This window comes from Vibrio sp. JZG10 (assembly GCF_054064075.1).
This window is the reverse complement of record NZ_JBSUGE010000001.1, coordinates 346,436-362,523: the sequence shown is the minus strand read 5'-3', so window position 1 is coordinate 362,523 and position 16,088 is coordinate 346,436. Positions and strand designations below refer to the sequence as shown.

The 16,088-nt window shown below is 44.9% G+C and carries 12 protein-coding genes; 6 read left to right on the top strand and 6 right to left on the bottom strand.

Annotated elements, in window-relative coordinates:
* Positions 1-161: 161 nt before the first annotated feature.
* The 3 genes from ACWYVB_RS01650 (at position 162) to ACWYVB_RS01640 (ending at position 4,078) form a co-directional block, all read left to right on the top strand.
* On the top strand, positions 162-1,430 hold the full coding sequence (locus ACWYVB_RS01650) for a DUF945 family protein (protein ID WP_006742618.1): 1,269 nt from the start codon (positions 162-164) through the stop codon (positions 1,428-1,430).
* Between the two features lie 138 nt (positions 1,431-1,568).
* The gene (gene serC / locus ACWYVB_RS01645) at positions 1,569-2,663 is read left to right on the top strand and encodes a 3-phosphoserine/phosphohydroxythreonine transaminase (protein ID WP_457527717.1); all 1,095 of its coding nucleotides are present in this window, start codon (positions 1,569-1,571) and stop codon (positions 2,661-2,663) included.
* 83 nt (positions 2,664-2,746) lie between these two features.
* The gene (locus ACWYVB_RS01640) at positions 2,747-4,078 is read left to right on the top strand and encodes a D-serine ammonia-lyase (protein WP_182016164.1); all 1,332 of its coding nucleotides are present in this window, start codon (positions 2,747-2,749) and stop codon (positions 4,076-4,078) included.
* 97 nt (positions 4,079-4,175) lie between these two features.
* Here the strand turns inward: ACWYVB_RS01640 and cydC are convergent, their stop codons facing one another.
* From cydC to trxB, 3 genes are all read right to left on the bottom strand, one after another.
* On the bottom strand, positions 4,176-5,897 hold the full coding sequence (gene cydC / locus ACWYVB_RS01635; protein WP_154204674.1) for a heme ABC transporter ATP-binding protein/permease CydC: 1,722 nt from the start codon (positions 5,895-5,897) through the stop codon (positions 4,176-4,178).
* Positions 5,890-7,677 (bottom strand): heme ABC transporter permease/ATP-binding protein CydD, encoded by a 1,788-nt coding sequence (gene cydD / locus ACWYVB_RS01630; RefSeq protein WP_318084149.1) that lies wholly within the window; start codon positions 7,675-7,677, stop codon positions 5,890-5,892. The genes cydC and cydD overlap by 8 nt, the downstream gene beginning before the upstream one ends.
* Positions 7,678-7,780: 103 nt before the next feature.
* A complete protein-coding gene (trxB, locus tag ACWYVB_RS01625) occupies positions 7,781-8,740 on the bottom strand; it encodes a thioredoxin-disulfide reductase (RefSeq protein WP_005393195.1) in 960 nt (319 codons plus the stop codon).
* A 359-nt stretch (positions 8,741-9,099) separates the two neighbouring features.
* On the opposite strand from trxB, the gene ACWYVB_RS01620 reads away from it, so the two are divergent.
* Positions 9,100-9,756: a 2OG-Fe dioxygenase family protein gene (locus tag ACWYVB_RS01620; RefSeq protein WP_457527821.1), complete on the top strand. Its 657-nt coding sequence runs from the start codon at positions 9,100-9,102 to the stop codon at positions 9,754-9,756.
* Positions 9,740-10,975, top strand: a complete 1,236-nt coding sequence (locus tag ACWYVB_RS01615; protein ID WP_457527715.1) for a cysteine desulfurase-like protein — start codon at positions 9,740-9,742, stop codon at positions 10,973-10,975. Before ACWYVB_RS01620 ends, ACWYVB_RS01615 begins: the two co-directional genes overlap by 17 nt.
* A gap of 97 nt (positions 10,976-11,072) precedes the next feature.
* Here ACWYVB_RS01615 and ACWYVB_RS01610 read toward each other — a convergent pair whose 3' ends face one another.
* Positions 11,073-11,897: a DUF2797 domain-containing protein gene (locus tag ACWYVB_RS01610; RefSeq protein ID WP_065645312.1), complete on the bottom strand. Its 825-nt coding sequence runs from the start codon at positions 11,895-11,897 to the stop codon at positions 11,073-11,075.
* A 336-nt stretch (positions 11,898-12,233) separates the two neighbouring features.
* On the opposite strand from ACWYVB_RS01610, the gene ACWYVB_RS01605 reads away from it, so the two are divergent.
* A complete protein-coding gene (locus ACWYVB_RS01605; protein ID WP_237308409.1) occupies positions 12,234-13,571 on the top strand; it encodes a GGDEF domain-containing protein in 1,338 nt (445 codons plus the stop codon).
* A gap of 142 nt (positions 13,572-13,713) precedes the next feature.
* On the opposite strand, the gene ACWYVB_RS01600 is transcribed toward ACWYVB_RS01605, so the two are convergent.
* Positions 13,714-15,084 (bottom strand): SLC13 family permease, encoded by a 1,371-nt coding sequence (locus ACWYVB_RS01600; protein WP_005395853.1) that lies wholly within the window; start codon positions 15,082-15,084, stop codon positions 13,714-13,716.
* A gap of 219 nt (positions 15,085-15,303) precedes the next feature.
* On the bottom strand, positions 15,304-16,038 hold the full coding sequence (locus ACWYVB_RS01595) for a SanA/YdcF family protein (protein WP_457527711.1): 735 nt from the start codon (positions 16,036-16,038) through the stop codon (positions 15,304-15,306).
* Between the last annotated feature and the right edge of the window lie 50 nt (positions 16,039-16,088).

Genomic DNA, 16,088 nt, shown 5'->3' with positions numbered 1-16,088 from the left:
TCGCCACGCAAACTTTAACAATAAAAGGACATGATGAGTGGGAGCCAAGTATGATTCCTGATTAATGGACTAGAATAAGCATCAATAGTCTGATTTGTCTCAATGTTTTCTCCGCAGGTGGTTTGGGGTAGACTGACCGAAAATACCTAATAAGTGACGTTATGCAAAATCTTAAAAAAATCGGCGCCATTGGTGGTGCTATCTCATTAGCGCTGTGTTGGCCATTGGCTGTCGGACAAATTGGTCAGTCCATCATTGAAGATGGTATTACCAATATGAATGATGAAATGATTAAAGGCGAAGTGGTCGAGTATCAACGTGGCTATTTGTCTTCAGTCGTGCTGACTCGTTATTCAGTTGTTGATCCTGAGCTTAAAACGCAGCTAGAGCGTGATGGTATGCCAACGACGTTTGACGTAACCAGTGATGTAAGCCACGGTCTAACAAGCCTAACAGCAGATTCAAAATTGGTGGACAATGACTTTTTGCCTCTCACGATGCATAGTCAGACTCAACTAAATGGCAATACGGCATTCACCCTTGACCTAGACAGTTGGCATTATCGTAACGAAGCGCAAGGTGTTTCTGTTTCTACAAGCCCTGCAAAAGTGACAGGGGATGTGACGGTATTGGGTGATCTCAATTACCAAGTTTCTGTTCCTTCTGTTCAAGTGGATTTTGAAAACGGTGAAGAGCTTCATCTGAATGCATTGACAGGTCAGGGTAAAGGTAAGCAAGCAAAAGGCTATTGGCTGGGTGAGCAATCTTTTTCTCTAGAGAAGCTGGATGTGGTTGATTCGAACTTAACGCCTGTCTTTTTGATTGAGAATGCGAGTTACCGCGGCAACACTACGATGAATGAGTCTGGTGATAAGCTGAACAGTCAGCTGAACCTAGATGCTAAGAAACTGCGTTTAACTGATGGTACGGATGTCGATAACTTTAAGTTGGATTTCTCAATTGCAGATGTGGATAGCCAGTCATTTGACCAAATTATGTCTATCTATCAAAGCTCTCCAATGTTAGACGAGCAGGAAATTGCGAGCTTATTGCCGCATGTTGACACGCTGTTTAGCAAAGGTTTTGATTTATCCGTGAATGAGCTTTCACTTGCGTTTGGTGACGGTAAGTTCCATAACGAGTGGCAATTATCCATTCCTGAAGGTACTGACCACATTACTCAAGACCCAATGAAGTTGATGACGGCGACTACTGGTGAGCTCAGTACTTACTTCTCTGACGAATTAGTGACGCACTACCCATTTATTCAAGAAGGAATCGATGAGCTGCTCATCATGGAGTTGATCGAGAAAGTCGAGGGCGGTTATCAACTCAAAGCAGAAATCGGTGACGGTAAATTGAAGTTCGAAAATGGACATGAGTTCCCATTAGTGGCGCTACTTATGCCCGCCTTGATGCAACAACAGTAGCCAAGTATTGTTGCGGAATTAATCCAATTTAACGCTTAGTCTTTAAAAAGAGGTCGTAAGACCTCTTTTCTTGTTTTTATCGCTGCGAAAACGTGATATTAATTTCGTAATATTTACATAGCAGGAGCAATGAGCATCATGGAACAAAATACGGACAACGTATTTAACTTCAGTGCAGGGCCAGCAGGTCTGCCTAAAGCAGTTATGCAGCAAGCACAACAGGAACTAATCGATTGGCAAGGCCTTGGTACTTCGGTCATGGAAATCAGCCATCGAAGCAAAGAGTTCATCAAAGTTGCAGAAGAAGCCGAGCAGGATTTACGTGATCTTCTGAATATTCCGGACAACTATAAAGTGCTGTTCTGCCAAGGTGGTGCTCGTGCTCAGTTTGCTGCTGTTCCTCTAAACTTACTTGGTGATGCCGAGACGGCAACTTACATCGACGGCGGTTATTGGGCTGAAAGTGCGGTAGCTGAAGCGAAGAAATACTGCGAGCCAGACGTATTTGATGCAAAAACAGAAATCGACGGAAAAGTAGCCGTTCTACCTGCAAGTGAATGGAAAATTGCTCCAGAAGCGGCTTACGTGCATTTCTGTCCAAATGAAACCATTGACGGTATCGAGATTAACGATCTTCCAGTCACCGACAAACCAATCGTTGCTGACATGTCTTCGACGATTCTTTCTCGTGAGATTGATGTATCGAAATACGGTGTGATTTATGCGGGCGCTCAGAAAAACATTGGTCCTTCAGGCATTGCTATCGCTATCGTGCGCGACGACTTGTTAGGTATGGCGAAGCAGGTACTGCCAAGTATCTTGGATTATACTGTTCTGGCTGAGAAAGAATCAATGTTCAACACGCCACCAACCTTTGCATGGTACCTGTCTGGTCTTGTTTTCAAATGGTTGAAGGCGCAGGGTGGGGTAAAAGCGATCGAGCAAGTGAACCGCGCTAAAGCCGCACTACTGTATGATTACATCGATCAGTCTGATTTCTACCGTAATGGCGTGCACTCAGCAAACCGTTCTTTGATGAATGTGCCATTCCAACTTGCGAAACCTGAACTGGATGCGACGTTCCTTGAACTAGCCGATGCCAAAGGGCTGAAATCACTAAAAGGACACCGAGCCGTTGGTGGTATGCGAGCTTCCATTTATAACGCCATGCCGCTAGAAGGTGTACAAGCGTTAGTCGATTTTATGCAAGAGTTTGAGAAAAACTACGCGTAAGCTAAAACTGATAGTTGTTCTCCAAAGCGTCGCTATTGCGGCGCTTTTGTTTATCTCAACTCACATCATTCCAGGAAGGTAAAATGACCAAGGCAAATATTGAAGCGCTGACTAAGCAGTTCCCACTCTTGGCAGCACTTATTGATCTTGAAGAGGTTTGTTGGTTCAACCCCCATATCAGTTCCTTGGAGGAAGGCTTACCTCATGTCGGGTTAGATGAAAAAGATATTCAAGCGGCGAGTGAACGGCTAACAAGATTTGCGCCTTATTTGATGAAGGCGTTTCCCGAAACGGAAACGTCGCGTGGCATTATTGAGTCCCCAGTGGTGGATATTCCCAATATGAAAGTGCGTTTGGAGCAGCAATACGACACACCAATATTGGGCCATTTAATGCTCAAAAAAGACAGTCATTTGCCAATTTCTGGTTCGATCAAAGCGAGAGGTGGTATTTATGAAGTGCTCACTCATGCAGAAAAGTTGGCGTTTGAAGCCGGCTTGCTCTGTGAAAACGATGATTACAGAAAATTGTTCAGCAATGAGTTTCGGCAGTTTTTTAAGCAGTACAGTATTGCGGTTGGCTCAACCGGCAATCTTGGTATGTCCATCGGCATCATGAGTGCGAAGCTGGGTTTTTCAGTTTCAGTCCACATGTCTGCGGATGCGCGGGAATGGAAGAAAAATAAGCTCCGGTCGCATGGTGTTAATGTCGTAGAGCACCAAGAAGATTATGGTATTGCTGTCGAGCAAGGTCGTAAAGAGGCAGAAAAAGATCCCAACTGTTTCTTTATCGATGATGAAAACTCACGGACGCTGTTTCTAGGTTACTCTGTTGCGGGTGAGCGTCTTAAGCAGCAATTTGATGACTTGGGAATCGTGGTTGATGAGCATCATCCATTGTTTGTTTATCTTCCTTGTGGTGTTGGCGGCGGGCCTGGTGGCGTGGCATTTGGCTTGAAGGTAGCATTTGGCGAGCATGTCCACTGTATTTTCGCAGAGCCAACGCACTCACCGTGCATGCTGTTGGGCGTACATACAGGCTTGCATGACGATATTTCGGTGCAAGATCTGGGTATCGATAACATCACCGCCGCTGATGGTTTGGCAGTCGGGCGTGCCTCGGGATTTGTCGGAAGAGCGATGGAAAGGCTACTTGATGGTTTTTACACCATTGATGACGCTCGTATGTATCACCACTTGGGTGAGTTAAGTGAACTGGAAGGTATTAATCTAGAGCCTTCTGCATTAGCCGGTATGATTGGGGCAGTGCACGTCTCGAATAACCATGCTTATCAGTCTCGAATGAAATTTGACGAAGAAAAACTCAAAAACGCAACACATCTTGTTTGGGCAACAGGTGGGGGCATGGTTCCGGAAGATGAAATGGCGGCTTATCTCAAAAAATCTGGTCGGTAAATCAGCACTGTATACGTGCTTAATTAGGTAACTAATAATACAGGAATAACAAAAGGGCTCATCGTTTGATGAGCCCTTCTCGTCACTGAAAATCGAATTATAGAGATTGTAATAGCTGGTAGTAACGACCTTTTTGAGCGAGTAGCGTTGGATGGTCGCCTTGTTCGATGATCTCACCTTGTTCCATCAAACAGATGCTATCCATACTTTCTAACTCTATCAGTCGGTGTGTAATGAATACTACTGTCTTATTAGCAAAGTGTTCATTGAAAAGCGCCATCACTTTTTGTTCCGTACGCTTATCGAGGCCTTCAGTCGGCTCATCTAAGAGTAGGATTGGGGCATCACGTAGCAATGCTCGAGCAATACCGATTCGGCGTTTCTCACCACCAGATAACTGACGACCGCCGTCGCCTAACCAAGCGTCTAAACCCGGCTCTTCAAGAAGTCCGCCAAGCTCGACTTTTTGTAAAATAGTAGACAGTTGCTCATCACTTGCGTCCGGAGCGGCCATGAGTAAGTTGTCACGTAGTGTCCCGTTTAGTACATCTACGCGTTGACTGACCACTGTCATTGCTGCTCGCAGGTCCGACTCGCTCCAATCTTGCAGTTTTGTACCACCGATTCGAACTTCACCTTGGTTTACATCCCAGTAGCGACAAAGAAGCTGAATCAGTGTTGATTTACCTGAACCTGTTTGACCTACAATTGCAGTTTTAGTGCCCAACGGTAGTGAGAGTGACAAGTCTTTCAGCACCTTTTGCTGACCGTCAGGGTAAGTAAAATCTATGTTGTCGAATTCAATGTCTAACGTTGTGTCTTTATGTTTCGACTGCTCAGGGAAGACAACGTCAGGTTCAGCCAAAATTACTTCATTTAAACGACGAGCAGAGGTCAACGTTTGACCGAGATACTGGAATGCGCCCGCGATAGGCATCAGAATCTCAAAGCTCGCCATGGTTGCAAACGCAAACAGCGCAATCCAAGGATCAGGAGCACGACCACCTACGCCGTCTGCAGCAAACCAAAGCATCACAACCAGTGTAAGGCCGTTCACCAGCATAAGCAGGCCTGAAGCCATGCCCGTTAAATTCGCGTTCACAAATTGGTTAGACAGCAACTGCTTCTGCTTCTCTAGAATGAGATTACGATAACGTTCTTCTGCTCCAAAGATACTCAGTTCACTGTAGCCTTGAAGCCAGTCCAGTGTCGCCACTCGAAATTGCGCTTTATGATGAGTGAGATTCTCGCCATTATTTTTACCCAGTTTATAGAACAGCACTGGCCATACAAACAACATGACGGTAAGAATCGAGCCAAGCAGTAGGGCGAGATGCCAATCAAAGAAAGCCAGGATAGCCGTTAAACACAATATGCCAAAAATACCAATCACGACAGGGCTGATAAGTCGAAGGTAAACGTGATCCATCGCGTCTACGTCCGCTACTAGGCGGTTGAGCAGATCGGCATCACGCATCGTAGAAACACGACCCGGAATCAGTGGTGCAAGTTTCTTAAAGAAGAAGATACGTAGATCGGTAAGCAGCTTGAACGTTGCATTGTGGCTAACGACACGTTCTCCCCATCGACCTGCGGTTCGAGCCATTGCAGCGCCGCGTACCCCGGCACCTGGTAACATGTAGTTGAAGGTCTCACGAGCAACCGTCAAGCCTGCCACCGCTGCGGCTGAAATAAACCAACCTGATAGCGTTAATAAGCCAATAGACGCCGCTAAGGTCAGAAATGCCAGTAGCATACCTAGCGAAAGACCAAACCAGTGTTTTTTATAGAGTTTTAGATAAGGGAGTAAATCACGCATCTAAGTTCCCCTTGTCTGTTTCACGTTGTGCGAGGTTCGCTTCCAACATGTCTTTAAATAAGCCATCTTCTGTCGACAGTGTGGCGTAATCACCACGTTGAACAATCTGGCCGTCCTGCATAACAAGAATTTGCGATACGTTTTGTAAAGGCGCAAGTTGGTGAGTAATCATCAAATTCGTTGTGGCATGCGCATACTTGTTAATGCCTTCCATCACGAGTTTTTCACTGCGAGCATCTAAGCTTGCGGTTGGTTCATCTAATAACCAAAAACGACCATTTTGTAGCATGGCGCGAGCCAGTGCTAAACGCTGCGCTTGGCCGACAGATAAACCACCAGAACGATCAGATATCGGATAATCCAACCCATGCATTTCAACAAATTCAGCAGCGTGAGAGTCATTCAACACAGAATGTACGTCTGCATCCTGAATATTGTGCTTACCTAGTGTGATGTTATCTCGAATGCTACCGTGTAATAGCATCGGGTTTTGACCAATCCAGCTTACTGCCTCTCGCCATGTGGCTAGATCCAGTTGCGACAATTCGCAGCCATTAATTTTTAAGCTACCTTGATAAGGCATGAAACCGAGGATTGTGTTTACCAAACTTGTTTTACCTGCGCCACTTGGTCCAACTAAAGCCGTACTTTTGTTGGCTTCAAGAGAGAAGGATAGGGGACCTGCGAGCTGCTTACCTTCCGGACTAAAAATGGTTAACTGGTCCGCTTCAATATGGATAGGGCTGTTTTTATCTAACGCTTGGGTACCATCTTTGATTTGATCGACTTCCAAATCCAGAAACTCGACAATGCTTTCTGCTGCGCCAACCGCTTGCTGTTTTGCATGATAGAACGTGCCCAAATCGCGTAATGGCTGATAAAACTCTGGAGCAAGAATCAGAATGAACAAACCAGCAAAGAGCGTAACACCTGTGCCGTAGTAGCCGAAGTCCAGCTCCCCGATATAACTAAAGCCAAAGTAGACAGCGGTAATTGCGATAGAAATGGAAGTGAAAAACTCTAACACCGCAGAAGACAGAAACGCGATTTTCAGAACGTCCATGGTACGAGTACGAAAGACTTCTGAAGCACCCTTTAGCGTCTCAGTTTCAGATTTTGTTCTATCGAATAAGCGAATGGTTGTCATTGCTTGCAAGCGGTCATAAAAGTGACCCGACAAACGCTGCATCGCTTTAAAGTTTTTACGGTTTGCTTCTGCGGCTTTCATCCCAACCAGTGCCATGAAAATAGGCACCAGTGGTGCAGTGACCAGGAAGATCAAGCCTGTTGCCCAGTTTACTGGGAATACGACAACCAAAATGATGAAAGGCACTAGTACCGATAATGACATTTGAGGCAAGTAGCGTGAGAAGAAATCTTGCATATCTTCTACCTGCTCTAAGATGAGCGTTGCCCAACTGCCAGCAGGTTTGCCTTTGATGTAAGCTGGCCCAAGTTTATGAACTTTATCTAAAATGAGTTGGCGAATATAAACTCGAATTTGCTCCCCGCAACGGTAACCGGCAAGCTCTCGACCCCAGGTACAAGCAGCTCGACCGATAACCGTGCCACCGAGCCCAACAAAATGCCAAATGAGGTCGGCTTTGTCGACTTGGTCAATGATTAACTGGTGCAGAATGGAGGCGAGCAGGGCTGCTTGAGCCAATAAAAACACGCTTGAAAGTACGCCTAGGCCTATCGCAATCATAAGCCAGCGCTTGGCTAACTTACTTTGTTGCTTCAGCCACTTATTCAAGCTGCTTTGCTTTTTCTTATCCATCGTGAAGGCTTAATGATAATTGTTTTAATGAGGCGGTAGTATACAAAAGAAAACCCAGCGGGAATACCGCTGGGCTTTAAGGATATGACACAAATGTGAAAAGTTATTTGTCACCAAGTGAGTCTAAGAAACGCTCAGCATCTAATGCCGCCATACAACCTGTACCTGCTGATGTGATAGCTTGACGGTAGTTATGGTCCATAACGTCGCCTGCTGCAAATACACCTTCAATGCTAGTTTGTGTCGCGTTGCCTTCTAGGCCAGACTTAACGATGATGTAGCCATCTTTCATGTCTACTTGGCCTTCAAAGATTTGTGTGTTTGGCTGGTGGCCGATCGCAATAAACGCGCCCATCACTTCAAGGTCTTCAGTCGCACCTGTGTTGACGTCTTTAATACGAACGCCAGTTACGCCCATATCGTCGCCAAGTACTTCATCGAGAGTTCGATCGGTATGAAGAACGATATTACCGCTTTCAACTTTATCCATCAGACGTTTCACAAGGATCTTCTCTGCACGGAATGAATCGCGGCGGTGGATCAGGTGAACTTCTGACGCAATGTTAGATAGGTAAAGTGCTTCCTCAACAGCAGTGTTACCACCGCCCACAACTGCAACTTTCTGATTACGGTAGAAGAAACCGTCACAGGTTGCACAAGCAGAAACGCCGCGACCTTTAAATGCTTCTTCAGACTCAAGGCCAAGGTATTTTGCTGATGCACCGGTAGAAATAATCAATGCGTCACATGTGTACTCGCCAGAATCACCTTTTAAACGAAATGGGCGTTGTGATAGTTCTACTTCGTTGATGTGATCAAACACGATCTCAGTTTCGAAACGCTCGGCGTGCTCTTTCATGCGATCCATCAATGCAGGACCTGTCAGACCTTCAGCGTCGCCGGGCCAGTTTTCAACTTCAGTAGTGGTGGTTAGCTGACCACCTTGTTGCATTCCCGTCACAAGCACAGGGTTTAGGTTGGCACGCGCTGCGTAGACGGCAGCTGTGTATCCTGCTGGACCAGAACCAAGAATTAATAGTTTACAATGTTTTACGTCGCTCATTATGGCTCCAAAAAGGGCTGAACATTTCCCTCGATTGTATGGAAATTCTTAGTGCTTTAAAAGCATAAACAACGATTGTGATCGAATAATTGGTTATAGATTAGAACCCACTAAAGATTGATAAAGAACGTTGACTTCTAGCATAAAATTCTATTCGTAGTAGAGAAGTCTAGTTTCAAATATCGCCAAAGCGCAAAACTGAAACATGGCTCTGTATTTTTGCTTTGGATTGGTTTGTTATGTTGTTTTTGTTATTTTGTTGAAGCTATCAACGTTAAAAGCTGGCAATTACAGAATATTTGCGTAACCTAGTGTGTAAATTAAATGTTAATTAATGTGCCTCATTAAAGGAGACAATGATGTTACATTCACGTGAGAATACTCTGCATTTAACACAGCTCAGCATGGCAGCAATTGAGCAGCTTTCCCCATCGTTTGAAGAACTACCTCGTACCGAGCATGCAGATGGTCAGTATCGACTAAGACGTTATTCTGTGGTTGGTTTTGATAACGGCAAAGTCATTGACTTAAACAAAAACAGCTTTGTTCAATCGTCTGATATCAACCGATTCCAAGGTGATGTTGTAAGACAATTTGAGCCGATTGAGAAGGATATTCTCACCAGTGATGGTTTCCGAGAAATGTGCGAATTGTTTGTCAATGCGAATCATTTGCCTAACGGCCAGGAAATAGAAATTCACCAAATCCGAATCACAGCGCTAGAAGAAGAAACTCAAGTGGCACCTGAAGGTGTGCACCAAGACGGTTTTGATCACATTGCAATGGTTGGCGTAGGACGTCATAACATCATTGGTGGTGACATCATGCTGTACAGCAGTCATAACCAAGCCCCATTTTTCCGTAAGGTGTTAGAAATGGGTGAGGTTGCAATATTGGCAGACAGTAAACTGTGGCACAACGCGTGCCCAATCCGTTCTGTCATTGATGATGAAGCGGGTCATATGGATGTGTTTGTACTCACGGCAACGGATAAGCGCAATGAACTTCAATCTTAATCTGATCAGAGAGCAGTTTCCGGCGCTCGCTCAATACCATAACGACAAACCTGTGACGTTTTTTGATGGTCCAGGCGGGTCACAGGTACCTCAATCAGTGCTAGACAGCATGGTGGGATATTTAGGTTGTTTCAACGCCAACTTAGGCGGGCATTATTTTTCTAGCCAAAAGACGGTTGACGTGATGCAAAATGCACGCGAGTCAGCGCAAGCTCTGCTAAACGCGCCGTCGTCTGGCAATATCGTCTTCGGCGCGAACATGACATCGTTAACCTTTCAGCTCAGCCGTGCGATTAGCCGAGATTGGCAAGAGGGAGATGAGATCATTGTTTCTGCTTTGGACCACTATTCGAATGTGTCTAGCTGGCAGCAAGCGGCAGAAGATAAAGGCGTTACGGTTCATCAGGTTCGTATCAACGAAGATGATTGTACGTTGGACTTGGAGCATTTAAGCAGTCTTCTTTCTGATAAAACGTGCCTTGTAGCGGTGACCTATGCATCGAATACGACTGGTTCTATCGTGGATGTGCAGCGAGTAGTAAGCATGGCGCACAACGTCGGGGCACAAGTTTATGTGGATGCCGTTCATTACGCGCCGCATCACTTGGTTGATGTTCAAGCGTTGGGTTGTGACTTTTTAGCGTGCTCTGCTTACAAGTTTTTCGGCCCGCACGTTGGTATTGCTTACATTGCCGATCAGTGGCTGCACAGTATTCGTCCGTACAAAGTCGAGCCTGCTACCAATATTGGCCCAGGCCGATTTGAAACGGGTACGCAAAGTTTTGAAGGTCTTGCTGGTGTCGTTGCTGCGGTTGAGTATCTGGCTCAATTTGGTGAAGCCGATTTACCTCTTCGTCAACGATTGGAACAAAGTTACCAATTGTATGAACAACATGAGCAACGCTTGAGCGAGCGTTTCTTACAGCGTCTGAGTGCACTAGATGGTGTCAATCTATTTGGCATTGCGAAAGAAGATAGCCAGCTCCGCACACCAACTTTTGCGCTAACATTCGACCGATATTCTCCAGAATTCATCGCGAAAACGCTGGGTGAACACAACATCTGTGTTTGGAACGGCCACTTTTATGCGCTGGGCTTAGTTCGTCAACTTGGTCTAGAAGAGTCGGGTGGTGTGGTACGAATTGGTTGCATGCATTACAACACAATAGAAGAAGTCGATATGTTGTTCGATGTACTAGAAAACATCCTTGATGCGTAACTGATCATATCTTCCTGATAGAAAAACAAAAGCTCGAGTCAAACTCGAGCTTTTTCGTTTTTATTTCAACAAACCAGCTATATATGCGTGTATGCAATTAGGCGCTTACCTCCACTTCATAGGAAGTGAATTTTCTTACGTTGATAACGCCAGTGTCAAAAATGAGGTATTGACCTTTGATGCCTTGCAAAGTGCCAGTAACAACGGGGTTTTTATCGAAATTATGCGAGGTGATCTTAGTTGGGTGCTGTTGTACCGGATAGCTAAGGTCGGTAATGCTTTCGCTTAATACTTCAATTGCATCTTCACCGAATTGCTGTTTTATCTCAGCAATCTTGTCTTCGACCAACGGCAATAGCTCAGCAAAACGATCTTGCAGTGCCATTGGTTCACCATCGCCTTTCAGCAGTGTGCGCCAATTGGTTTTATCTGCGATGTGTTTCGCCAGTTCAACTTCAATTAATCCGGAGATATGTCGAGTTTTTACCTTAAAAATTGGCAAACCCTGAGTCGCACCTTGATCAATCCAACGAGTTGGGATTTGCGTATGACGAGTGATACCAACTTTTAAGCTGGATGTATTGGATAGGTAGACAAAGTGATCCACCATGCAGTTCTCTTCGCCCCATTGTGGCTCGCGACAAGTCCCTTGGTCGTAGTGGCAAGTCTCTGGCTTCATGATGCACATATCGCAGCTTGCTAGCTTTTTCATACAGACAAAACAATGGCCTTGCGAATAACTCTTTTTCGTTTTCTTACCACATGAGCAACAAAAAATATTGCCCGTGTGAGTCAGTGTGAGCGTTTTACCCAGAAACGGCGATAGATCAATTTCTTCCTCACCAACAGGTAGACGGTAACTGACAGCACCGTCCAGAGATGCACGCATTTTATTTAGCGTACCAGTTGCAATTAATGACATGACATTACTCATTATTGTGTTTTTGCACAGTATATCCGAAGTGGTGATGAGATGCAGGGTTGACAGGCACATTAAAGCGAAATGTATCGCTCTGAAATGTTATGCACTGGCCTTCATGGGTTAGGAAATACGGCTGTGAAATGCTTCGCAAATAACAAGTGAACCGCATTTTTGAGAGATTTAAAAACGTGATAACGGTTCAAAACACGTTACCATGTATCGAAAGTAAGAACGAAAGCTAAAAGTAATTTTGTTTCTTGATAAATGACTTTGTTTGAAGTTCGAAAAATCATTGAGTACATTGTGTTGTATATAAGCTGAGCAGGTCACTCGCCCATGAAGTGGATCCATAAATTTATCTTTGCCCTCTCTATTTGCACTATTAGTTTGGTTGCGCTTTATAGTGTTCTTGGCGATACACGAAAGCTGACCATTACACCAGAACATTTCAATATCTATGCGACTAAAGACGCCAGCGAAGGTGGCTTGAGTGAGGCTGATATTTTTTACGATAAGCAAAGCCTAGTTCTCAGCTGTGACTTAAAGCAAAGCTCGTATGCTTGGCCTTATTGCGGAATCTCTGTTTATACCGATTCCACAACGCCAACACAGGGGATTGACCTTTCGAATTACCATACGATTCGATTGAAAGTGAGATATGAAGAGGCGGGGGTGGGGCCCAATCCGAGCCATGATTTGCGTTTATATCTGCGCAACTATAACCCTGAGTATTCCAAACCAGACGACGAGTACACGATTAAATACAATGGCATGCAGTTTTCTCCGTCCGGTTCAAACGACATCATCGAAATTCCGATTAAAAATTTACAGGTGATGACGTGGTGGTTAGTAGACAACAAAGTCGCGATTGAACACTCTGCACCTGAATTTTCAAACATCACACGTATTGATATAGCGACCGGATCTGGTGCGGCACTTGGCGAGCACAAAATTGTGATTGATAAAATTGAGTTTGAAGGCGCTTACCTTGCACAAGAAACGTTACTGTATGCGCTCTTACTCTCTTGGATGGCGCTTGGACTGGCATTTTCGCTGCACGAATTACGAAAAAATCGAGTCGCTTATGAAAAAGCGAAAAAACGTCATCGTCATTTAGAGAAGGTGAATGGTACGTTGCGAGCTCAAAACTATGAGTTTGCAGAGTTGGCGCATCGCGATGCGTTGACGGGAGCGATGAACCGTCACGCAGTTCAGCACTGGCTTGAGCAGCAATCACGCCAAGTTCGCTGGGGGCATAGTACATTCAGTATCCTTTATATGGATTTGGATAAATTTAAGAAGGTGAATGACAAATTTGGGCACCAAATGGGGGATGACATATTGCGCGAATTTGTCATGGTGGTGGCAAGTTCCATCTACCCAGATGACCGACTTGTTCGTTGGGGGGGAGAAGAGTTTGTTGTATTTTGCCCTGACACCAATATTGAGCAAGCTGTGAAGAAGTCGGAAATGATTCGCAAAAATGTGGAGAGTCATTTGTGGGTACACGGTGAATCATTAACATGCAGTATTGGCGTCGCCCAAATGCAAAATGAACGTGTCTCAGAAACCATGGCGAGAGCAGACGAAGTGCTTTACCAAGCGAAGCGCAATGGTCGTAACCGGGTCGAGGTTCATTATGGTTTGCTTGCCTGCGAAAAGAAGCAAGCCTAACGATTCGTCACTCAAAGGAATAAAAAAAGGTGGCCAACTGGCCACCAAGAGGGAAACTGCTGAACACCACTTAGGGGGAAGTTTGGGGCATCGATGTGATTACCGTGAGCAGCAGTGTAGTGCTAATCGAACTTGCTATTTTTTACCAGAACAACCAAGCGAAAAGCGTTAGTGCAGCAATACAGGCAATGTTTAAGACGAAGCCAATTCGCATCATTTCTTTTTGCTTGATATGACCCGTACCGAACACAATCGCATTTGGAGGCGTCGCAACTGGTAACATAAATGCACAAGATGCAGCGACGGCAATTAATGCAGAGAGAATGACCGGAGACATGCCTAAGGCCTCTGCGATGGTTGCAAATACAGGGACCAGCAGTGCAGCACTAGCGGTGTTACTTGCAAACTCAGTCAAGAAGACAACAAAAGCAACCACTGCAAGAATCGTTAGAAGAATACCGGCTTGCTCAAGGAAGCCTGACAAGCTATGAGCCAAAAATACGCTTGTTCCGGTTGCTTTTAGGACGTTACTCAAACAGATGCCACCACCAAATAGGATTAACACACCCCAGTCGGTTGTTTTCTCAATATCTTTCCACTCTACAGCGCGAGAAGCCCCAAGCAGAAGGATCGCACCTATTGCGACAAGGGTATCGAACTTAGCGAAGCCACCCAGCATAGCGTTAATAGGCTTACTGAAAATCCAAAGCGTGACCGTCAGTAAGAAAATCGCCAGCGTAATCATTTTGCCGTTTGTCCACTCGACTGGTTGATGGTCAAGATCAAACTTGTGGCTAAGGTCAGGCTTAGTCATGGTGTACAACACGAGAATAGCGATTGGCATTAGTACTAATGAGATAGGCACACCGAGCTTCATCCACTCAGTAAAACTTAGGCCAACTTCAGCTGCTGCAATGGCGTTTGGTGGGCTACCAACCAGCGTTGCAATACCACCAATCGAAGCACTGTAAGCGATGCCGAGCAGAACAAACAAAAAGGTATTGTGATTTTTCTTCGCGTCTAGCTTTGTCATCACACCCAGTACAAGGGGCAGCATCATAGCGGCAGTGGCGGTGTTTGAAATCCACATTGACAGGCCAGCACTCACACCAAATAGCATGAATACAGCGACAGACATTTTGCCTCGTGCGAGTAACAGCACTTTATCAGCAATAGCTTGGTCTAACTTCTGTTTATGCAAAGCTGCAGCAAGTGCAAAACCACCTAAGAATAGAAAGATGATGGAGTTGGAGAAGTTGTTCAGTGCGGTCTGAGTGTTAAACACGCCTAAAAATACCGCAAGTAATGGTATGAGTAGCGCGGTTATGCTGACGTGAATCGCTTCGGTTAGCCAAAGAATAGCAACAAAAACTAAGATGCTCAGGCCGGTTACTACTTGTGGCTCAAAGGGTAGGGTATTAAACAAGATAATGAACAATACGATATTCGCGTTCAAAATCATGCTGTTGCGAGTGAAGAACCAGTTCTTCAATGTCACAGCGAGTGCGGTCATGGGTAGTGCTCCTTTTGCATTGCCTTTTGTCGGTTTTTTTATGGCAAAGTAACTGACTTGTAGTTATTTATTGATTAAATGTTACTTGGAATGCAAAAAAGAGTTTTGCCTGAATCGTAGAGCAAATTAGAAAATGTGATGTTGAGAATTGGAAATGGGTAGAAAACTACCCATTTGTTTTATAGAAATGTTATTAGCCTTGTGAGCTGCGTTGTTCCTCTATTCGACGGGAACTTGCAGAGGCTCATTAGATATTTTTTCAGGCTCTTTTACTGCAACGATAGGTTCTTGAGGACCAAGAAACTTGGGCTGCGTATTAATAATGTAGAGGTCTAAAAAGGCTTTCACACGGGCGAGCAACTCTCGAATACGCATTGATGTTTTTTGTTTGTTTGTCGTAGGTCCTGCTACCGCAAGACACTGCGCATCAATGTTGTAAGCATCGGCAATAAACAGCGCTCGCTCACAATGAAAGCGCTGAGTCACAATCAGAAAGCGCTCCGAAGCAAAAATCTTTTTCGCCCTCACAATCGAATCTAGAGTACGAAAGCCAGCATAATCAAGGTGAATCACTTCCTCAGGCACGCCGGCTTTAAGTAAGTCGCGTTTCATCGTCCACGGTTCGTTGTAGGAGCGATGGGCGTTATCGCCACTCAATAAAAACTGTTTTACTTTACCTTGGTTGTAAAGCTCAATCGCCGCATTAATACGATGAGTGTAGTAAGTGTTGAGGAACTTACCGATGTATTTACTGGTACCGAGAACCACAGCAACCTCATGTTGAGGTATTTGTTCGTATTCAGTGAAAATGCTTTCTTTGGCTTGTAAAACCACCCATCGGTCGATGGCAATAACAGAGACAAGCAGACTAAGTACAGAGATCGACAAAATCAAAGCAAGTCGCTTCCAGGAAAATTTCAGCTTCCACTTTGATCTTATGCGAGAAAACAACAAAACGTTTTATATCCTTAACTAAAAATGTAGTTCTCATCATATCTGATAGA